This is a genomic window from Streptomyces sp. NBC_00683 (genome assembly GCF_036226745.1).
GTDB lineage: Bacteria > Actinomycetota > Actinomycetes > Streptomycetales > Streptomycetaceae > Streptomyces.
This window is the reverse complement of the sequence record NZ_CP109013.1, coordinates 3,945,132-3,961,246: the sequence shown is the minus strand read 5'-3', so window position 1 is coordinate 3,961,246 and position 16,115 is coordinate 3,945,132. Positions and strand designations below refer to the sequence as shown.

At 68.8% G+C, this 16,115-nt stretch carries 15 protein-coding genes, 1 tRNA gene and 1 pseudogene; 8 read left to right on the top strand and 9 right to left on the bottom strand.

Annotated features, from left to right (window positions below):
* Nucleotides 1-578 precede the first annotated feature (578 nt).
* The 5 genes from OG257_RS17650 to rlmB all read left to right on the top strand — a co-directional run bounded on the left by OG257_RS17650 (nt 579) and on the right by rlmB (nt 5,244).
* Complete coding sequence (locus tag OG257_RS17650) at nt 579-1,061, top strand: CarD family transcriptional regulator (protein WP_006380568.1); 483 nt, start codon at nt 579-581, stop codon at nt 1,059-1,061.
* A 271-nt stretch (nt 1,062-1,332) separates the two neighbouring features.
* Entirely contained in the window at nt 1,333-2,097 is a 765-nt protein-coding gene (gene ispD / locus OG257_RS17645; protein ID WP_329208671.1) for a 2-C-methyl-D-erythritol 4-phosphate cytidylyltransferase, read from the top strand.
* A complete protein-coding gene (gene ispF, locus OG257_RS17640; protein WP_329208670.1) occupies nt 2,087-2,596 on the top strand; it encodes a 2-C-methyl-D-erythritol 2,4-cyclodiphosphate synthase in 510 nt (169 codons plus the stop codon). Before ispD ends, ispF begins: the two co-directional genes overlap by 11 nt.
* Nucleotides 2,597-2,777: 181 nt before the next feature.
* Nucleotides 2,778-4,178 (top strand): cysteine--tRNA ligase, encoded by a 1,401-nt coding sequence (gene cysS / locus OG257_RS17635; protein WP_329208669.1) that lies wholly within the window; start codon nt 2,778-2,780, stop codon nt 4,176-4,178.
* Nucleotides 4,179-4,287: 109 nt separating this feature from the next.
* Nucleotides 4,288-5,244 (top strand): 23S rRNA (guanosine(2251)-2'-O)-methyltransferase RlmB, encoded by a 957-nt coding sequence (rlmB, locus tag OG257_RS17630; RefSeq protein WP_329208668.1) that lies wholly within the window; start codon nt 4,288-4,290, stop codon nt 5,242-5,244.
* A 33-nt stretch (nt 5,245-5,277) separates the two neighbouring features.
* On the opposite strand, the gene OG257_RS17625 is transcribed toward rlmB, so the two are convergent.
* Both OG257_RS17625 and OG257_RS17620 read right to left on the bottom strand, forming a co-directional pair.
* Complete coding sequence (locus OG257_RS17625) at nt 5,278-5,901, bottom strand: NUDIX hydrolase (protein WP_329208667.1); 624 nt, start codon at nt 5,899-5,901, stop codon at nt 5,278-5,280.
* 30 nt (nt 5,902-5,931) lie between these two features.
* On the bottom strand, nt 5,932-7,413 hold the full coding sequence (locus OG257_RS17620; protein ID WP_329208666.1) for a hypothetical protein: 1,482 nt from the start codon (nt 7,411-7,413) through the stop codon (nt 5,932-5,934).
* A gap of 162 nt (nt 7,414-7,575) precedes the next feature.
* On the opposite strand from OG257_RS17620, the gene OG257_RS17615 reads away from it, so the two are divergent.
* Nucleotides 7,576-9,189: a DoxX family membrane protein gene (locus tag OG257_RS17615; protein WP_329208665.1), complete on the top strand. Its 1,614-nt coding sequence runs from the start codon at nt 7,576-7,578 to the stop codon at nt 9,187-9,189.
* Nucleotides 9,190-9,263: 74 nt separating this feature from the next.
* On the opposite strand, the gene OG257_RS17610 is transcribed toward OG257_RS17615, so the two are convergent.
* The 3 genes from OG257_RS17610 to OG257_RS17600 all read right to left on the bottom strand — a co-directional run bounded on the left by OG257_RS17610 (nt 9,264) and on the right by OG257_RS17600 (nt 11,805).
* Complete coding sequence (locus OG257_RS17610; RefSeq protein WP_329208664.1) at nt 9,264-9,983, bottom strand: nucleotidyltransferase family protein; 720 nt, start codon at nt 9,981-9,983, stop codon at nt 9,264-9,266.
* Nucleotides 9,984-10,019: 36 nt separating this feature from the next.
* Nucleotides 10,020-10,433 (bottom strand): hypothetical protein, encoded by a 414-nt coding sequence (locus OG257_RS17605; protein ID WP_329208663.1) that lies wholly within the window; start codon nt 10,431-10,433, stop codon nt 10,020-10,022.
* Between the two features lie 235 nt (nt 10,434-10,668).
* Entirely contained in the window at nt 10,669-11,805 is a 1,137-nt protein-coding gene (locus OG257_RS17600) for an ABC transporter ATP-binding protein (RefSeq protein ID WP_329208662.1), read from the bottom strand.
* Between the two features lie 176 nt (nt 11,806-11,981).
* Here OG257_RS17600 and OG257_RS17595 point away from each other — a divergent pair.
* Nucleotides 11,982-12,056, top strand: a tRNA-Thr gene (locus OG257_RS17595).
* A gap of 129 nt (nt 12,057-12,185) precedes the next feature.
* On the opposite strand, the pseudogene OG257_RS17590 reads toward OG257_RS17595, so the two are convergent.
* Nucleotides 12,186-12,731 (bottom strand): annotated as a pseudogene (locus OG257_RS17590) (tyrosine-type recombinase/integrase); the annotation flags it as partial.
* Nucleotides 12,650-12,898, bottom strand: a complete 249-nt coding sequence (locus OG257_RS37240) for an HD domain-containing protein (RefSeq protein ID WP_443054564.1) — start codon at nt 12,896-12,898, stop codon at nt 12,650-12,652. The gene OG257_RS37240 and the pseudogene OG257_RS17590, both read right to left, overlap by 82 nt.
* 386 nt (nt 12,899-13,284) lie before the next feature.
* Between OG257_RS37240 and OG257_RS17580 the strand changes: the two genes are divergently transcribed.
* Nucleotides 13,285-14,580, top strand: coding sequence for a DNA cytosine methyltransferase (locus tag OG257_RS17580; protein ID WP_329208661.1), 1,296 nt, complete (start codon nt 13,285-13,287; stop codon nt 14,578-14,580).
* Between the two features lie 45 nt (nt 14,581-14,625).
* Here the strand turns inward: OG257_RS17580 and OG257_RS17575 are convergent, their stop codons facing one another.
* Nucleotides 14,626-15,138, bottom strand: a complete 513-nt coding sequence (locus tag OG257_RS17575; protein WP_329208660.1) for a very short patch repair endonuclease — start codon at nt 15,136-15,138, stop codon at nt 14,626-14,628.
* Entirely contained in the window at nt 15,135-16,088 is a 954-nt protein-coding gene (locus tag OG257_RS17570; RefSeq protein WP_329208659.1) for a NaeI family type II restriction endonuclease, read from the bottom strand. Before OG257_RS17570 ends, OG257_RS17575 begins: the two co-directional genes overlap by 4 nt.
* Nucleotides 16,089-16,115 lie beyond the last annotated feature (27 nt).

Below are 16,115 nucleotides of genomic sequence, written 5' to 3'. Positions count from 1 at the left end.
GCGGACAGGAAGGCCGAGCGGGGTGAAGCCGCCCTAAGTGTGTGTCAGCGGGCTCAGGTTACCGAGCCACCGTCCCGCGCCCGCACCCGACCCGCCCCCTATGGCCGTACGGCACGGGCGCGGCTCCCGATCGCGCAGCGATCGCGCCGTTTCGCACAGCGTTCACAAAACCCGGGTGATCGCGCCGCGGGCGGCCGGTGATCAATTTCCCTGGTGATGGCGCATTCCATACCCATAATCCACCCGGTGGCCGGCCGTTGATCAATTTCATTGACCATCGACTCAAAGACTCGTACGGGTGATCGACGCCCGAACGGAGCGCGGAAAGATCGCCATCCAGAATCCGGCAAAACGGGACGTTCAGTCACTTCCGGAGGGCTTCCGGTCCGTGTGACGCGCGCGTTTCGGCTCGCCCGCGCGCCTGCTCCGACCTGCGAATATCGCCTTCCGGAAGCCTTCCGCAGCACGTTCGTGTTGCTGTTGTCAAGCCCCGAGATATGCCCTGACCTGCGAAAACGCCATTCAGGAGAAGCAGTTCTCGTGTTACTCTGGATAGCCACGGAAGGGGTACCTGTCACATGACGTTCAAGGTTGGCGACACCGTGGTCTATCCCCATCACGGGGCCGCGCTGATCGAGGCTATCGAAACTCGCCAGATCAAAGGCGTGGACAAGACCTACTTGGTGCTCAAGGTCGCCCAGGGCGACTTGACTGTTCGTGTGCCGGCGGACAATGCGGAGTTCGTCGGTGTGCGTGACGTAGTCGGGCAGGAAGGGCTGGACCGGGTCTTCGAGGTGCTGCGCGCGCCGTACGCCGAAGAGCCGACGAACTGGTCCCGACGCTACAAGGCAAATCTCGAGAAGCTCGCCTCCGGCGATGTCATCAAGGTCGCCGAAGTCGTTCGCGACCTGTGGCGTCGTGAGCGTGAGCGCGGACTCTCCGCAGGTGAGAAGCGCATGCTCGCCAAGGCCCGCCAGATTCTGGTGAGCGAGCTTGCTCTCGCGGAGAACACGAACGAGGACAAGGCCGAGGCTCTGCTCGACGAGGTCCTCGCGTCCTGAACCGGATCACACCGGTCGCAAGAATGTGCCGCGGTGCCCGCTGACGAACCGTCCTTCACGGTAAGTCGTCGGGCGCTGCGGCATGTTCGGATCCCGTCGGATCCACTACCGGCGCCATCCCCCTCAACCACAGACGAGCCCCCGCTGCGGCTTGCCCGACCAGGGGTCACGGAAGGGGTCCCGGTCAAGTCAAGGCGTCGCGCCCGGCTCGCTGTGGCCATACCCATGTCGGCCGTGGAAACAAACCTGCCGAAGCTTCGGAGTGCAACCGATGTCACCGATGTCCCCGACGCCTGCTGAACCGCGCCCCTCCCGCACCGCAGCGGTGATTCCCGCAGCCGGCCGCGGCGTCCGGCTCGGCCCCGGGGCCCCCAAGGCGCTCCGCGCTCTCAGCGGGACACCCATGCTGATCCACGCCGTACGGGCCATGGCCGCGTCCCGCGCGGTCTCGCTCGTCGTCGTGGTCGCGCCGCCGGATGGCGCGCCCGACGTCAAGAACCTCATCGACGAGCACGCCCTGCCCGAGCGCACCGACTACCTGGTCGTCCCGGGCGGTGCGACACGCCAGGAGTCCGTTCAGCTCGGACTCGACGCGCTCCCCGACGACATCTCCGTCGTCCTCGTCCACGACGCCGCCAGGCCCCTCGTGCCCGTCGACACCGTGGACGCGGTCGTCGAAGCCGTACGGGACGGGGCTCCCGCCGTCGTACCGGCCCTGCCGCTCGCCGACACCGTCAAGGAGGTCGAACCCGGCACGCCGGGCGAGCCCGAGCCGGTCCTGTCGACCCCCGTACGCGCCAGGCTGCGTGCCGTCCAGACACCCCAGGGCTTCGACCGGGACACGCTCGTGCGGGCCCACCGCGCCGTGGCGGTCGACGGTGACGGCGCCACCGACGACGCGGGCATGGTGGAGCAGCTCGGCGCGCCCGTCGTCGTCGTACCCGGGCACGAAGAGGCATTCAAGGTGACCAGGCCCCTGGATCTCGTCCTCGCCGAGGCCGTTCTCGCACGCCGGAGGGCGAACGATGGATTCTGAAGCGGCGAAGCAGCCGGTGCCCCTGATCCCGCTCGTCGGTATCGGTACGGACATCCACGCGTTCGAGGAGGGCCGTGAGCTCTGGTGCGCGGGGCTCCTCTGGGAGGGCGAAGGACCCGGCCTGGCCGGGCACTCCGATGCCGACGTCGTCGCGCACGCCGCGTGCAACGCCCTGTTCTCGGCGGCCGGGCTCGGCGATCTCGGACAGCACTTCGGCACCGGCCGGCCCGAGTGGTCGGGAGCCTCCGGTGTCACGCTCCTCACCGAGGCGGCGCGGATCGTGCGGTCAGAGGGCTTCGGCATCGGGAACGTCGCCGTGCAGGTCGTAGGCCTCCGCCCGAAGATCGGCAAGCGTCGCGACGAGGCCCAGAAGGTGCTGTCCGACGCGGTCGGCGCTCCGGTCTCGCTGTCCGCCGCGACCTCCGACGGTCTCGGATTCACCGGCCGCGGCGAAGGCATCGCGGGCATCGCGACGGCCCTCGTCTACCGCACCGGCTGACCGGGCACCCGGGCCTCCTGCCGTCCTCATGGGCAGCGCCGCCACCGGCACGCTCCCGGCACCCCGCGACCCGCCCTGCGGAACGCTTCCGACGGCGCCGGAGAGCACGGTCGCGGATTAGTTGTGACACGTTTTCCACAGGGGGCGCTGGGCACTGGTGCGGGCCCACTACCCTTGAGAGGTGACTATTCGCCTGCATGACACCAACGCCCGGCAGATCCGTGACTTCGTCCCGCTCACAGCGGGCTGTGTCTCGATCTACCTCTGTGGCGCGACTGTGCAGGCCGCCCCGCACATCGGGCACATCAGGTCCGGACTGAACTTCGACATCATGCGCCGCTGGTTCGAATACCGCGGGTACGACGTGACGTTCATCCGGAATGTCACCGACATCGACGACAAGATCATCAAGAAGTCGGCCGAGCAGGGCCGCCCGTGGTGGTCCATCGGCTACGAGAACGAGCGCGCGTTCAACGACGGCTACGACGCCCTGGGCTGCCTCCCGCCCACGTACGAACCGCGCGCCACCGGCCACATCACCGAGATGGTCGAGATGATGCGCGGCCTCATCGAGCGCGGCCACGCCTACGAGGCCGACGGCAACGTCTACTTCGACGTGCGCTCGTACGAGGGATATCTCGAGCTCTCCAACCAGGACCTGGACGACCTGCGCCAGCCGTCCGGCGAGGGCGAGACCGGCAAGCGCGACAAGCGCGACTTCGCGATGTGGAAGTCGGCCAAGCCAGGCGAGCCCAGCTGGGAGACGCCCTGGGGCCGCGGCCGCCCCGGGTGGCACCTGGAGTGCTCCGCGATGGCGCACAAGTACCTCGGCAGCGCCTTCGACATCCACGGCGGCGGCATCGACCTGATCTTCCCGCACCACGAGAACGAGATCGCCCAGGCCAAGGCCTTCGGCGACGACTTCGCGAAGTACTGGGTGCACAACGGCTGGGTCACCCTCGCCGGCGAGAAGATGTCGAAGTCCCTCGGCAACTCCGTGCTGGTCAGCGAGATGGTCAAGCAGTGGCGCCCCATCGTCCTGCGCTACTACCTCGGTACCCCGCACTACCGCTCCATGATCGAGTACAGCGAGGAAGCACTGAGGGAGGCCGAGTCCGCGTTCGCGCGGATCGAGGGCTTCGTCCAGCGCGTCGTCGAGAAGGCGGGGGGCGAGGTCGCACCGGCCGCCGAGGTGCCGCCCGCGTTCGCCGAGGCGATGGACGACGACCTGGGCGTCCCGCAGGCGCTCGCGATCGTCCACACCACCGTCCGCCAGGGCAACTCCGCCCTCGCCGCCGACGACAAGGAAGCAGCGGTCGCCCGCCTCGCCGAGGTGCGCGCCATGCTCGGAGTCCTCGGCCTGGACCCGCTCGACCCGCACTGGGCGGGCGAGAGCGACCGCGGCGAGGACCTCCACGGAGTCGTCGACACCCTCGTACGCCTCGTCCTGGACCAGCGCCAGTCGGCACGCGAGCGCAAGGACTGGCCGGCTGCCGACGCCATCCGCGATCAGCTCAACCAGTCCGGCCTCGTCATCGAGGACAGCCCGAACGGCCCCAGGTGGACCCTCGGCCCGCGCTGAGCGGCACCCTTCGCACCATGCGTGAGCAGCACAAATGTGCCGCCCGGCCATCCGGGCGGCACACTTTCACTTGAGACACGTTTTTCTGAAGCAACGAAACAGGTAGGTCATGGCCGGGAACAGCCAGCGCAGGAACCGCCGCACGTCCAACAAGAAGGGCATGCAGGTCGGCAGCGGCGGTAACCGACGCCGCGGTCTCGAGGGCAAGGGACCCACGCCGCCTGCCGCCGACCGCAAGGGACACAAGAAGAACCGGGTGGCGAACGCCCAGGCCAAGCAGGCCGCGGCCCGCCGCCCCGCCCCGCGCCGCGGTGGCACCAAGGGCACGTCGGAAATGGTCGTCGGCCGCAACCCGGTCTTCGAGGCCCTGCGTGACGGTGTCCCCGCGACCACCCTCTACGTGCAGCAATACATCGACAACGACGAGCGGGTCCGCGAGGCCATCCAGCTCGCCGGCGAGCGCGGCGGCATCCACCTCATGGAGGCCCCGCGCCCCGAGCTCGACCGGATGACGAACGGCCTGAACCACCAGGGCCTCGTCCTCCAGGTCCCGCCGTACGAGTACGCGCACCCCGAGGACCTCACCGCCGCCGCGTACGACAACAACGAGGAGCCGCTGATCGTCGCCCTCGACGGCGTCACCGACCCGCGCAACCTCGGCGCGATCGTCCGCTCGGTCAACGCGTTCGGCGGCCACGGCGTCGTCGTCCCCGAGCGCCGCGCGGCCGGTATGACCGCCGGTGCCTGGAAGTCCTCCGCGGGCACGGCCGCCCGTACCCCGGTCTCCCGGGTCACCAACCTGACCCGCGCCCTCGAGGGCTACCAGAAGGCCGGCATCACCGTCGTCGGCCTCGCCGCGGACGGCGAGCACACGGTCGAGGACCTCGAGGCCCTCGCAGGCCCCGTCGTCATCGTCATCGGCAGCGAGGGCAAGGGCCTCGGCCGACTCGTCGGCGAGACCTGTGACTACCGGGTCAGGATCTCGATGCCGGGCGGCGCCGAGTCCCTGAACGCCGGAGTCGCCGCAGGCATCGTCCTGTACGAGGTCGCACGCCGCCGCGCGTGACCCGGAACGGGCGGGCCAGGGGTCTGACGGCTCTCACGCCGTCAGGCCCGCCAGCCTCGCCCTCATCAGCACCGAGATCGTGAAGGCGTCCGTGATGCGCCCGTCGGCCACCATCGCCTCCGCCTCGGCGAACGGCACCGTGACGGCGCTGCGGATCCCCTCGGCTGTTTCCAGGGGCCCCAGCGCCTCGATCCGTGCCGCGAAGAGCGACACCCGGTCGGCCGTCACCCCCGTGTCCGGGTGAAGTTCACCCAGAGGGACGATCTCCAGGGCCACCGCGCCGATCTCCTCCCGCAGTTCCTTCTCCGCGTTCGCCCCGGGCTCCATGCCCGCCGTGCCGAAACCGCGCGGCACCTCCCACTGCCAGGAACGCGTCGAGTGCCGGAAGTGCTCGACCAGCACCACCTTGCCGTCGAGGAGCGGAAGCACCACACAACCCTGCTCCGGTGTGGGGCTGATCGAGCGGATGTACGTACCCGTGGAGCCGTCGGGGAAGCGCACCGGATCGCGCAGCAGCACGACGTACGGGTCCTCGTACAGCACCCCGCCCGCCGCCGAGACCGCGTCAGGCTCGGTGAGGATCTCGATACCGCCGGGCTGATTCGCGAACAGCGCCGGACGCTCCGCACGCAGCCGTTCGTACCGCTCGACACCCATCTGCCGTGCTCCCTCCGCGCCTGTCACGCCTCACACATTTGGTGACTGCTGATCCGCCTGGCCGCCCCGGGGCGCCGACCCGGTCTCCACGACCCTGCCCCCGTACGACTTGAGGATCTTCTCCCAGTCCCTTCTGACATTGCCCAGCTGAAGCGACGGCAATGTCAGCGAATGCCCGAGACCCTTGCGCGCGCCCCGGCCTCCCTGGTCGAAGAACTCCAGCCGGACACTCAGGGCGCCCGCGACGGCCGTCGCCATCTGGAGGGAACCCGCCAGCAGCGACACCTCCTCCCCGGACGTCACCTGCAGGGCGATACCGGCGGACTCCAGGACCAGGGCCACCTTCATCTCGCGCTGGAAACCCTGACGGGTACCGCTCACCTTGCGCGCGGTCCGCAGCATCCCGCGGTGCAGCTTGGCGACATCGCCCGTTCCGGCACGGAACTCCTCGGGGCTGGGCACCCGTCCGTCCCTGAAGCTGCCCAGGACGAACGAGTCCAGGGCGTTCACATAGCCGTTCCACTCCTCCGTCGTACGCAGCCGCGTGATGTCGGACAGCGACAGCGAACCGTAGGAGTTGGGGCCGTCCACGGCCCGGTGCAGGGCGTCGGCGAACAGATCGCGCAGCAGGAGACCGATCTGCTCCGGGTCGTCGTTCTGGCTGCGGACGTCGTCACGCAGCTCCTGCAGCGCCGAACGCGGCGGCGAACCCGGAGGCGTCAGAGCGGTGATGCTGCTCGCCTTCGGAACCCCCAGCGTGTACAGGAGGTCGATCAGCTGCTTGGCGGGCACGATGTGATCGCCCTCCCGCAGCAGACCCTCGCGCACCTGCGTGCCCGGCCGGGTCAGGAACTCCCGGTACACGGCCTCACGCGTGATCGTCGAGTAGAGGTCCTGCCGCGCGGCCCAGAGGAGGATGTCGGTGAGGATGCCCTCCTTCATGGCCCGCGCCTGGGCGAGGGAGATGCCCAGGTTCTTCCTCAACGGCTCCTCGCGGAGCCGCTGGAGCGTCAGCAGCTGGCTGGAGAAGAAGTGGTTGACCTTGTCCGTCGCCTCCCGGTTCGCTTCGTCGTCCCAGTCGAAGCGGACCAGGTCCGGCTCCGCCTCGTCGGCGAGCAGCCGCCCCCAGGACCGGTGCACCTGCGGGTCGTGTGTCCAGGCGAACTCGGCGGCGGGGTCACGCTCGGAGTACAGGAAGGGCACGAGCGCCTTCCCGTTCAGCAGGCGGATGAAGGCCTGGCGTTCGGCCGGATCGGCATCCGGCGCGAAATTGGCCGAGACCGCCTCGTTGTTGATGAAGTACGCCCGATTGACCACCAGGGTGCCGCTGTTCACCAACGCGCGTCGCAACTCGGCGGCGGAAGCCTCCACATCGTCCGGGGAGCGGCCCGGCGCGGCGTTCGCCCGCTGCCGTGCCGCAGCCAGATCGCCGGGCAGCCACTGGTTGTCCAGGGCCTGGGCCATCACCGGATACCGCGTCAGGTCCTTGAAAGTAAGCTGCTGCCCGCCCATGACTCCCCAGTCCACTACGGATAACGCACATGATGGCCGGGCTGGTTGACGTATGGAAGGTGAACAAAAGTTCCTGGGTGGCAAGGAATGGCTGGATCTTGACGGGTCTCGGACACTTCGGCCACGTCAAGGCAGTGTCCTAATCACACATCACTCGGTTAGATGAGTGTGGACACCAGAACGCCGCGGTTCGACGAACAGCCCGCCGCCCTGAGCATGACCAAGGTGGACAGCGACCCCGCGCAGGTCATCGTCAACCACGCCAGCTTCCGGGTGCAGCTCGCCCCGGGCCAGCGCACGCGCCTGCGCCCCTTGGCGACCGCACAGCCCCGGATCCCCGCCATGAGCGGCGCGGGCGGACGCAGGCGGGCCCCCGTCGTCTGGAGCGGCAGGTCGGAGCCGGGCGATCCAGGAGCGACCGGACTCCTCCAGGCCGTACGGAACTCCACCGCGGGCCACCTCGACACCAGGCCCGGCGGCGGCACCGGAGCCGGCGAGGACGCGGGCCTCGGCACCCAGGTCATCCCGCGCCTCGACGAGACGCAGCCCAACCCCGTACTCATCGCACCCCAGCCCGGACCGGGCCGCACCGGGCCGCTGCTGCCCCCCATGCGGCAGGCCGTCGGCGCCTACGACCCCGTCGAGACGGGGTCCCACGACCCCCGCGACCCCTTCGACGACGAACCCGACGACACCGCCCAGGAGCGGCGCCACGCCGCCGACACCGTGCGGCACGCGTACTACCCCGGCCGCCGCATGAACCTCGGCGTCGTCCTGCTCCCCCTGCGCGTCTTCCTCGGCTTCATCTCCATCTACGCCGGCATGGGCAAGCTCTGCGACCCCGTCTACTTCGAGGGCGGCGACCGGGGCTCCATGGTCAAGTGGCTGACCTCGCTGCAGCCCTGGGCCCTCGCCGAACCGCTGCGCGACTTCGCGCTCTCCCACCCCGTCGGCGCCGGGCTCTCCGTCGCCTTCCTCCAGGTCGTCGTCGGCGTCCTCACCGTCCTGGGTCTCTGGCAGCGCGTCGCCGCCATCTTCGGAGCCCTGCTCTCCGCAGCCCTCCTCGTGACGGTCAGCTGGCGCAGCGTCGCCGCGTACGACGCGCCCGACATCATCTTCCTGGCGGCCTGGAGCCCCCTCGTCATCGCCGGCGCCCCCGTCTACTCCCTCGACGGACGCCTCGCCGGAGAGGCCTGGCGCAAGCTCGGCCCCCGCTCCGACATCTGGGACCTCCGCCGCCGTGTCCTGCGCCGGGGCACCGTCGTCGCCACCGTCGTCGTCGGTATGACCCTGCTCATCGGCTCCATGCTCGGCGGCGCGGTCCGCTCCTCCGAGGTCGTCACCGTTCCCGGCCCCGGCAACCCGTACAACCAGCTCCCCGGATCCCCGCTCCCCGAGGAGTCCACCGGCAAGCGCAAGCCCTCCAGCACCCCTGAGGGGCGCCGCCCCGAACCCTCCCCGTCCAGCAGGTCCAGCAGCCCGGCGGCCGAGGAATCCACCCCGGGAGCGGACTCCGTCCGCGAGTCCGGCCAGACCACCGGAGCGAACACCGGACAGCCCAGCCAGACCCAGGGCACCGGTCAGGAGCCGCCCCGGGAGTCGACCCCGGAGCAGCCCCCGGCCAGCAGCGCCGGCCCCACCTCCTCCGGCGGCTCCGGCTCCGGCGGCTCCACGGGAGGCGGCGGCGGCTCGGGCGGCGGCGGGTCGGACGGCGGCGGCGGCTCCACCGGAGGCGGCGGCGCCGGCCAGAACCCCATCGGCGGCCTGCTCGGCTGACACCCCCACCGCACACCACGAGGGCGGCCACCGGAAACCCGGTGGCCGCCCTCGTGCACGTCCGCGGTGACGCCTCAGCCGCCCGTGTGGGCGCCCAGTTCCTTCGCCGCCTCCGTCAGGTCCTTCGCGGTGTCGATGGCCCGCCAGTACGCCCCGTGCGGCAACGGGAAGCCGGCCAGCAGCCGTTCGCGGGCCAGCCGCGGGAACGTCGTGCGCTCGTGGTCGCCCCGGTCCGGCAGCAGCGACGTGAACGAGGGCGCGAACACGTACACGCCCGCATTGATCAGGTACGGCGACGGCGGCGACTCGATGAAGTCCGTGATGTGCCCGAACGCGTCCGTCTCCACCGCGCCCCACGGGATCCGCGGACGGGCCAGCGCGAGCGTGGCGGTGGCATCCCGCTCGGCGTGGAACGCCGCCATCTCCCGCAACGAGAAACGCGTCCAGATGTCGCCGTTCGTCGCGTACCAGGGCTCCGACGGGTCGGGCAGCCGCGTCGCGGCATGCTTGAGACCGCCGCCCCGGCCCAGAGGCTCGGTCTCGACGACGGTCGTGACGCGCAACGGAAGATCGGCGGAGGCCAGCCACTCCTGCAGCACATCGGCAAGATGGCCGCACGAGATCACGGCGTCGGTGACACCCTCGGCGGCCAGCCAGGAAAGCTGATGGCCGATGATCGGGGTCCCGGTCCCCGGGATCTCGACCATCGGCTTGGGACGGTCATCGGTGTACGGGCGCAGCCGCGAGCCCTGGCCACCCGCCAGGATCACGGCCTGCGTCGGAAACGTTTGCATGCCAGGCACGATATGCCGTGCCCGCGCACACGCGGCTCAGCTGAACTGGGCGACGCCCGAAGCGAACGACGTGTCGCAGACCGGACGGGAGAAGCGGTGCGCGCGCGTGGGGCCGTACTGGTCGACGGCCGCCTTGCCCAGCGCCTTCGCGATCGACATGCAGTGCTTGGCCAGCGAGGGGCGCGCCTCCACCGTGCGCTGGAGCTCGGTCAGCGCGACGCCCGGGTCCTTCTCCTGCAGTTCCAGGAGCAGCTTGTCCCGCAGGACATCCTGCGGCTCACGCGCCTTGGCGCGCTTGGACACGGTCTCGGAAGCCGCCGTCAGCAGCTGCGACTCGGTGTTGTGCGCCGACCACTGCACGCGGGTGACCGCGAGAGTCCCGGAGAGGACCATGACGACGGGCAGTACGAGAGCGAGGGTTCGGCCGATTCGGCGCGCGGTGTGGGTCACGCAGGCGAGCGTAGCGGTCAGTGATGACTTGGCGACATTTCGTCACTCCTGCGGGGGATGGTTCGAGGTGGCCTTTCGAATCACAGGTTGACGAACCGGGGTGAAATGACCGTCGTACCAGGATATTTGGGACGGCTCGCGCCCGAAACCCGCAGGCGCGCAACGCCACGCAGACGGCCCCGCACCCCCGAGCCGGAACTCGGGAGTGCGGGGCCGTCGTACAGCGAGGACGACGTCAGTCGGTGAGGCGCTCACCGGTCGAGGTCGCGAAGACGTGCAGCTCGTCCGGGCGCGGCACGACGTGCAGCTCCGTGCCCTTCTCGGGAACGGCGCGGCCGCCGACACGGACGACCAGGTCCTTGTGCTCGCCACCGACCTGCGCGGCACCGTAGACGAAGCCGTCGGCGCCGAGCTCCTCGACCACGTTGACCGACACGGCCAGACCGGCCGGCGCGTCGGCCGAACCCTTGGCGAGGCTCTGGGCGGCGGCGCCACCGTGCTCGACGATGTCGAAGTGCTCGGGGCGGATGCCGACCGTGACGGTCGTGTCACCGCGGTCAGCGGCGGCGGAGAGGGCCGCGCGGGAGACCGGGACGACGCTGTTGCCGAACTTGACGCCGCCGTCGGTGATCGGGACCTCGACGAGGTTCATCGCCGGGGAGCCGATGAAGCCGGCCACGAAGAGGTTCGCCGGGCGGTCGTACATGTTGCGCGGCGAGTCGACCTGCTGGAGCAGACCGTCCTTGAGGACCGCGACACGGTCGCCCATGGTGAGGGCCTCGACCTGGTCGTGGGTCACGTACACCGTGGTGATGCCGAGGCGGCGCTGCAGCGAGGCGATCTGCGTACGGGTCGACACACGGAGCTTGGCGTCGAGGTTCGACAGCGGCTCGTCCATGAGGAAGACCTGCGGCTCACGCACGATCGCGCGGCCCATGGCCACACGCTGACGCTGACCACCGGAGAGCGCCTTCGGCTTGCGGTCCAGGTACTCGGTGAGGTCCAGCATCTTGGCGGCCTCTTCGACCTTCGCCCGGATCTCCGTCTTGTTGATCCCGGCGATCTTCAGCGCGAAGCCCATGTTGTCCGCGACGGACATGTGCGGGTAGAGCGCGTAGTTCTGGAACACCATGGCGATGTCCCGGTCCTTCGGGGGCAGGTGCGTGACGTCGCGGTCACCGATGCGGATCGCACCGCCGTTGACGTCCTCGAGACCCGCGAGCATGCGCAGGGAGGTCGACTTGCCACAACCGGAAGGACCGACGAGGACGAGGAACTCACCGTCTTCGATGTCGATCTCGAGCTGGTCCACAGCCGGCTTCGTGGAGCCGGGGTAGACGCGGGACGCCTTGTCGAACGTGACACTGGCCATGCTGAATCTTCTCCTCCACCGGCAGGAACGTGCCGGACGATCCGAGTAAGGGAGTGGTCTGGTCCACTTGAGTGAACCTGGTGTGACGCTACCTGGCGTTCTCGGATCTGTCAGCAGTCCGAGGTCCCGAATATTGAGCAGGTTCCGGTCCCGGCGTTGGTTACACTGCTCCCGCTGCCTCCTTAGCTCAGTCCGGCCAGAGCAACGCACTTGTAATGCGTAGGTCGTCGGTTCGAATCCGACAGGGGGCTCAACGAAACCCCAGGTCACATAGCCCGTGACCTGGGTTTTTTACTGTTCCGGGGTTGGTATGCCGGATGGTCGGGGCGCGGTGGGAGGGCCTGCGTGAGCGGGGCGTGAGCGGAGCCGCTCAGGGACCCCTACTTCTTGGGCTTCCGGTGCGTGGCCTCCTCGGCCCGGGCTTTCGCCTCGTTACTCGGCTTGCCGCCCTTAGCCCTGTCGGCGTTCTTGGCCGCAGCCTTCTCGGCTTCGGCCTTGCGCTGGAGGGGGGTGAGCTTCGCGATGGCCTCGGCGGCGCTCCTGCTGACGTGGGGCAGGACGCTCTGGGAGATGCCCCGTGTGATCCGGGTGCCGCTGTGGCCGAGTGTGTCCGACGCGATCTTGATGTCGATGCCGACGGCGAGCATGAGCGTCGCCGCGCCGTGGCGCAGATCGTGCAGTCGGATCGGCGGGAGGCCGGACGCGGCGACGAGGCGCTCGAAGAGGTCGGCGACTTTGCCCGAGTGGAGCCAGGAGCCGTCTTCCTGGGTGAAGACGTGGCCGGTCTCGGCCCAGGCCGTGCCCCACTTCTCGCGGTCTTGGTCCTGCCGTTCGCGGTAGCGCTTCAGGACGTCGATGGTGTCGTCGTCGAGTGCGACCACACGGTAGCCGCTGTCGAAGCGAGCGCCGTCCAGTGGGGAAATCCATTGACGGTCAGCCGCGGCGCGTAGCTGACGTCGTGTAAGACGGCTGCAGAGACCAAGAGCTCCGTATCCCCTCCCACCGGCTCAGCCAATTCGGTCGCGCGCTGCGAGACTCCTAGAGAGTGCAGCCACCAACGAGGAAGCGGCCCTCTCAGCTCAGCCTCGGCCACGTTCCAGGCCCACGCCGGCAAAGTTCCGTTCACGCTCGGTATCTGCCCAGGTGCGGTCCTGCGCAGACACGACCAGATGGATCGGTGCACCCTCCCTTGCAAAGGCTCGGGCGGCGCATTCCAGGCGCTTGGTGGTGAGACACTCGTCCCTTTTTGCCAAGCAGGTCCTGTGGACAACGGCAAGGGCTGATGTCGGCGAACTAATATAGGCCACTCCGCTGACCGCGTTCGCGGTCAGCTCAGCTGTTCCTGCCCCGACCCAGTGGACTTGTTGCGATCTTGCTGGGATGTTCGTGAGCGGAGACGGACTCGCTAACGTGTTCGAGTCTGGTCCGTCGCGAGTGCAGCCGAGCGCGCGGCGGGCGGTGCGCACGTATGGAGGACGAATGGCCAAGCTTCAGGTTGCCGAGATCTGCGCAGGTGCTGGCGGGCAGGCTCTGGGGTTGGAGCGCGCCGGATTCGAGCACGCTGTTGCCGTGGAGCTCGACCCAAGGGCTGCGGAAACCCTGAAAAGGAACATGCCGGGCTGCGATGTACGCACTGGAGACGTGGCTGACCGGTCGATTTGGGACCCGGAGCAGTTCTGTGCTGAGCACGGCACCCCGGACTTGATCGCCGGTGGTGTCCCCTGCCCGCCCTTCACTATTGCGGGCAAACAGCTTGGCGCCGCTGACGAACGAGACCTGTTCGCTTGGGCGGTCGGGCTGGCCGCGCGGGTAAGGCCCAAGGCTCTTCTCCTGGAGAACGTGCGAGGGCTCAGTGCGAACCGGTTCGCCGCCTACCGGCAGAACGTTTTGGACACGCTGCAAGACGCTGGTTACGTAGCGCAGTGGGAGCTCTTCCACGCTGCGGACTTCGGTGTACCGCAGCTGCGCCCGAGGTTTGTCCTTGTGGCGCTCCAGCGCGAGTACGCGCCCTATTTTGCCTGGCCGAAGCCTCTGGAGGGCGAGCGTCGGACGGTCGGTGAGACGCTCTACGACCTCATGGCTGCCGGTGGCTGGAAGGGTGCTAAGGAATGGGCCGAGGGCGCTAACGACATTGCGCCGACCATCGTCGGTGGTTCTAAAAAGCACGGAGGGGCGGACCTGGGGCCGACCCGTGCCAAGGCTGCCTGGGCAAAGCTCGGGGTCGATGCTCATGGTGTGGCGGACGAAGCACCAGGCGAGGACTGGGAGCCTGCCGAGGGGAAGCCCGGCCCGAAGCTCACGGTGGAGATGGTCTCCCGCATCCAAGGATGGAAGCCCGAGGACAAGTGGGTCTTCGAAGGGAAGAAGACCAGCCGATACCGGCAGGTCGGCAACGCTTTCCCTCCGCCTGTGGCCGAGGCCATCGGCCGGTCTATCGCCGACGCGCTGAACAAAAAGGGTGCTCCGGCGGCGTTGGTCGAGGACACCGAGACGGTGCATGATCCTGTGTACAAACTGCTTCGCGCGGAGGCCGAGAAGCAGAGGTTCATCGGTATCACCCAGATCATCGGCCGCTTGGAGAAGGCGGGCAAGCGACTGTCTGAGCCTGAGGTCGAGCGGCACATCGCGCATCTCGAAAGGGACTTCGAGATCCGGAGGGAGCAGCGTTCCGGCGGCACGTACGCGTACAGCCTCGGCGAGTTCAAGGCGTTCGTCGGCCAGGAGGGGCATCAGCGACACGAGCTGTTCTCGCTGAACCAGGCGAAGATCAGCTGACCCGCTGACGGCGTGTCCGAAGGCGGGGCGCGGTGTTCGCGGGGCCTAATGGGGCCGCCGCGACCCCGCTACCGCCTGCCGCCGAGACTTCACCGCGTCGATAACGGTGTCGGCGCATGCCTCGGGGTCGAGGTGCTCCCAGAAGCGCAGCACTAGCCAGCCCTCGTCGGCGAGGCGCTGGTCGGTATCCCGGTCGCGCTGGACGTTCCGCCCGATCTTGTCTTCCCAGTACGGACGGTTGGTCTTCGGCATGACGAAGTGGTCGGGGCAGCCGTGCCAAAAACATCCATCGATGAACACAGCCACCTTTACGGGGCGGAAGACCATGTCAGCTGTGCGCCGCATCTTCGGCAGGGGCTTGGCCGCTACCCGGTAGCGCAGCCCCGCTGCGTGGACGAGTGACCGCAGCAGCAGTTCCGGAGCTGTGTCGCGGCTCCGGTTGCCCAGCATGCTGCGTCGGTTCGCGGCTGACGAGGCCCACGAGCCGTTGGGCGGGACCCACGGTCCTGTCTGGGGTTCCGGCTCCGGCACTGTGTAGCGCTTGCTGTGTCCGTTCATATTTCCGGCAGTCTCGGTACTGCTTCTTCGGGGTCATCGGCCCTGGCCAGGGCCCATTCCTGTCCGTCAAGCTCCACTGTCGGTACCCCTACGTGGTGGGCCCCCGCAAGGGACAGGCGGGCGCTGACAGATTCGCCCGGGCCCGGAACTGGCAGCCCTAGGACTTCGGCGATGCGCCCATGGCGGGTGTAGTGACCCAAGATCACTACGCCGCGGGGCTGGAGCCTGGAGCGCGATCCACCGTTGTAGCGGACGCGCTTCATGTAGTCCTCCTGCATAGCCACCGTAGCAACGACGTTGCGGCTGACCCTGCGCCCTTGCGCCCGGAGGAACAGCTCGTCCACGCGGCGCTGGCCGCGCTTGTGGGAGAAGATAGCGATGATGTCCGCCGGGGAGAGGCGCAGCAGCATGTTCTCCTGGAGGGGCGCGTCGCGGAACAGCCATCGCACTGCGCCCCGGCCGGCCACGTTCAGTGTCTTCTTCGCGTCGCGGTTGCCGCCGTTGTTGAGCCGCTCGGGCAATGCCCGGACGAGTCCCACCGACCACTGGGACTGCTCGTCGCTGGCCCAGACGACGAGCAGCAGGTGCCCGTGGGCTTCGGGCGGGATCATCCACTGGCCGAGGGTCTGGGAGTACTTGCAGTCGACGTCCGACCCGGCGATCGAGTAGTCCATGCTGGTGCCGTCCGCAAAGCCGAACTCGCGCTGCACATTGATCTCGATCAGGGTCCCCAGGTGGGCCTTCTCGGTCTTGAAGAGCTGGTCCCAGCGGAAGCGCCCGGTGTGCTGGCCGTCCAGCAGCATGTCGATGCTGCGGCGGACCGCGCCAGCGAACCGGCTGCCGTCCGGGTCCGCGCGAAGAATCTCCTCGGCCACCGCCTCCAAGGCCGGGTCGTCGCTCTCACCAACTGGCCACAGGGGTGCCTGCACGCTGATCGTTTCGCCGTCCACAGCGGGACCCTATCGGCAGAGGGTGTG

Coding starts and splice junctions, on each gene's coding strand:
- OG257_RS17650 (WP_006380568.1), top strand. CDS start 579: ATGACGTTCAAGGTTGGCGACACCGTGGTCTATCCCCATCACGGGGCC.
- ispD (WP_329208671.1), top strand. CDS start 1,333: ATGTCACCGATGTCCCCGACGCCTGCTGAACCGCGCCCCTCCCGCACC.
- ispF (WP_329208670.1), top strand. CDS start 2,087: ATGGATTCTGAAGCGGCGAAGCAGCCGGTGCCCCTGATCCCGCTCGTC.
- rlmB (WP_329208668.1), top strand. CDS start 4,288: ATGGCCGGGAACAGCCAGCGCAGGAACCGCCGCACGTCCAACAAGAAG.
- OG257_RS17625 (WP_329208667.1), bottom strand. CDS start 5,901: ATGGGTGTCGAGCGGTACGAACGGCTGCGTGCGGAGCGTCCGGCGCTG.
- OG257_RS17620 (WP_329208666.1), bottom strand. CDS start 7,413: ATGGGCGGGCAGCAGCTTACTTTCAAGGACCTGACGCGGTATCCGGTG.
- OG257_RS17615 (WP_329208665.1), top strand. CDS start 7,576: ATGAGTGTGGACACCAGAACGCCGCGGTTCGACGAACAGCCCGCCGCC.
- OG257_RS17610 (WP_329208664.1), bottom strand. CDS start 9,983: ATGCAAACGTTTCCGACGCAGGCCGTGATCCTGGCGGGTGGCCAGGGC.
- OG257_RS17600 (WP_329208662.1), bottom strand. CDS start 11,805: ATGGCCAGTGTCACGTTCGACAAGGCGTCCCGCGTCTACCCCGGCTCC.
- OG257_RS17580 (WP_329208661.1), top strand. CDS start 13,285: ATGGCCAAGCTTCAGGTTGCCGAGATCTGCGCAGGTGCTGGCGGGCAG.
- OG257_RS17575 (WP_329208660.1), bottom strand. CDS start 15,138: ATGAACGGACACAGCAAGCGCTACACAGTGCCGGAGCCGGAACCCCAG.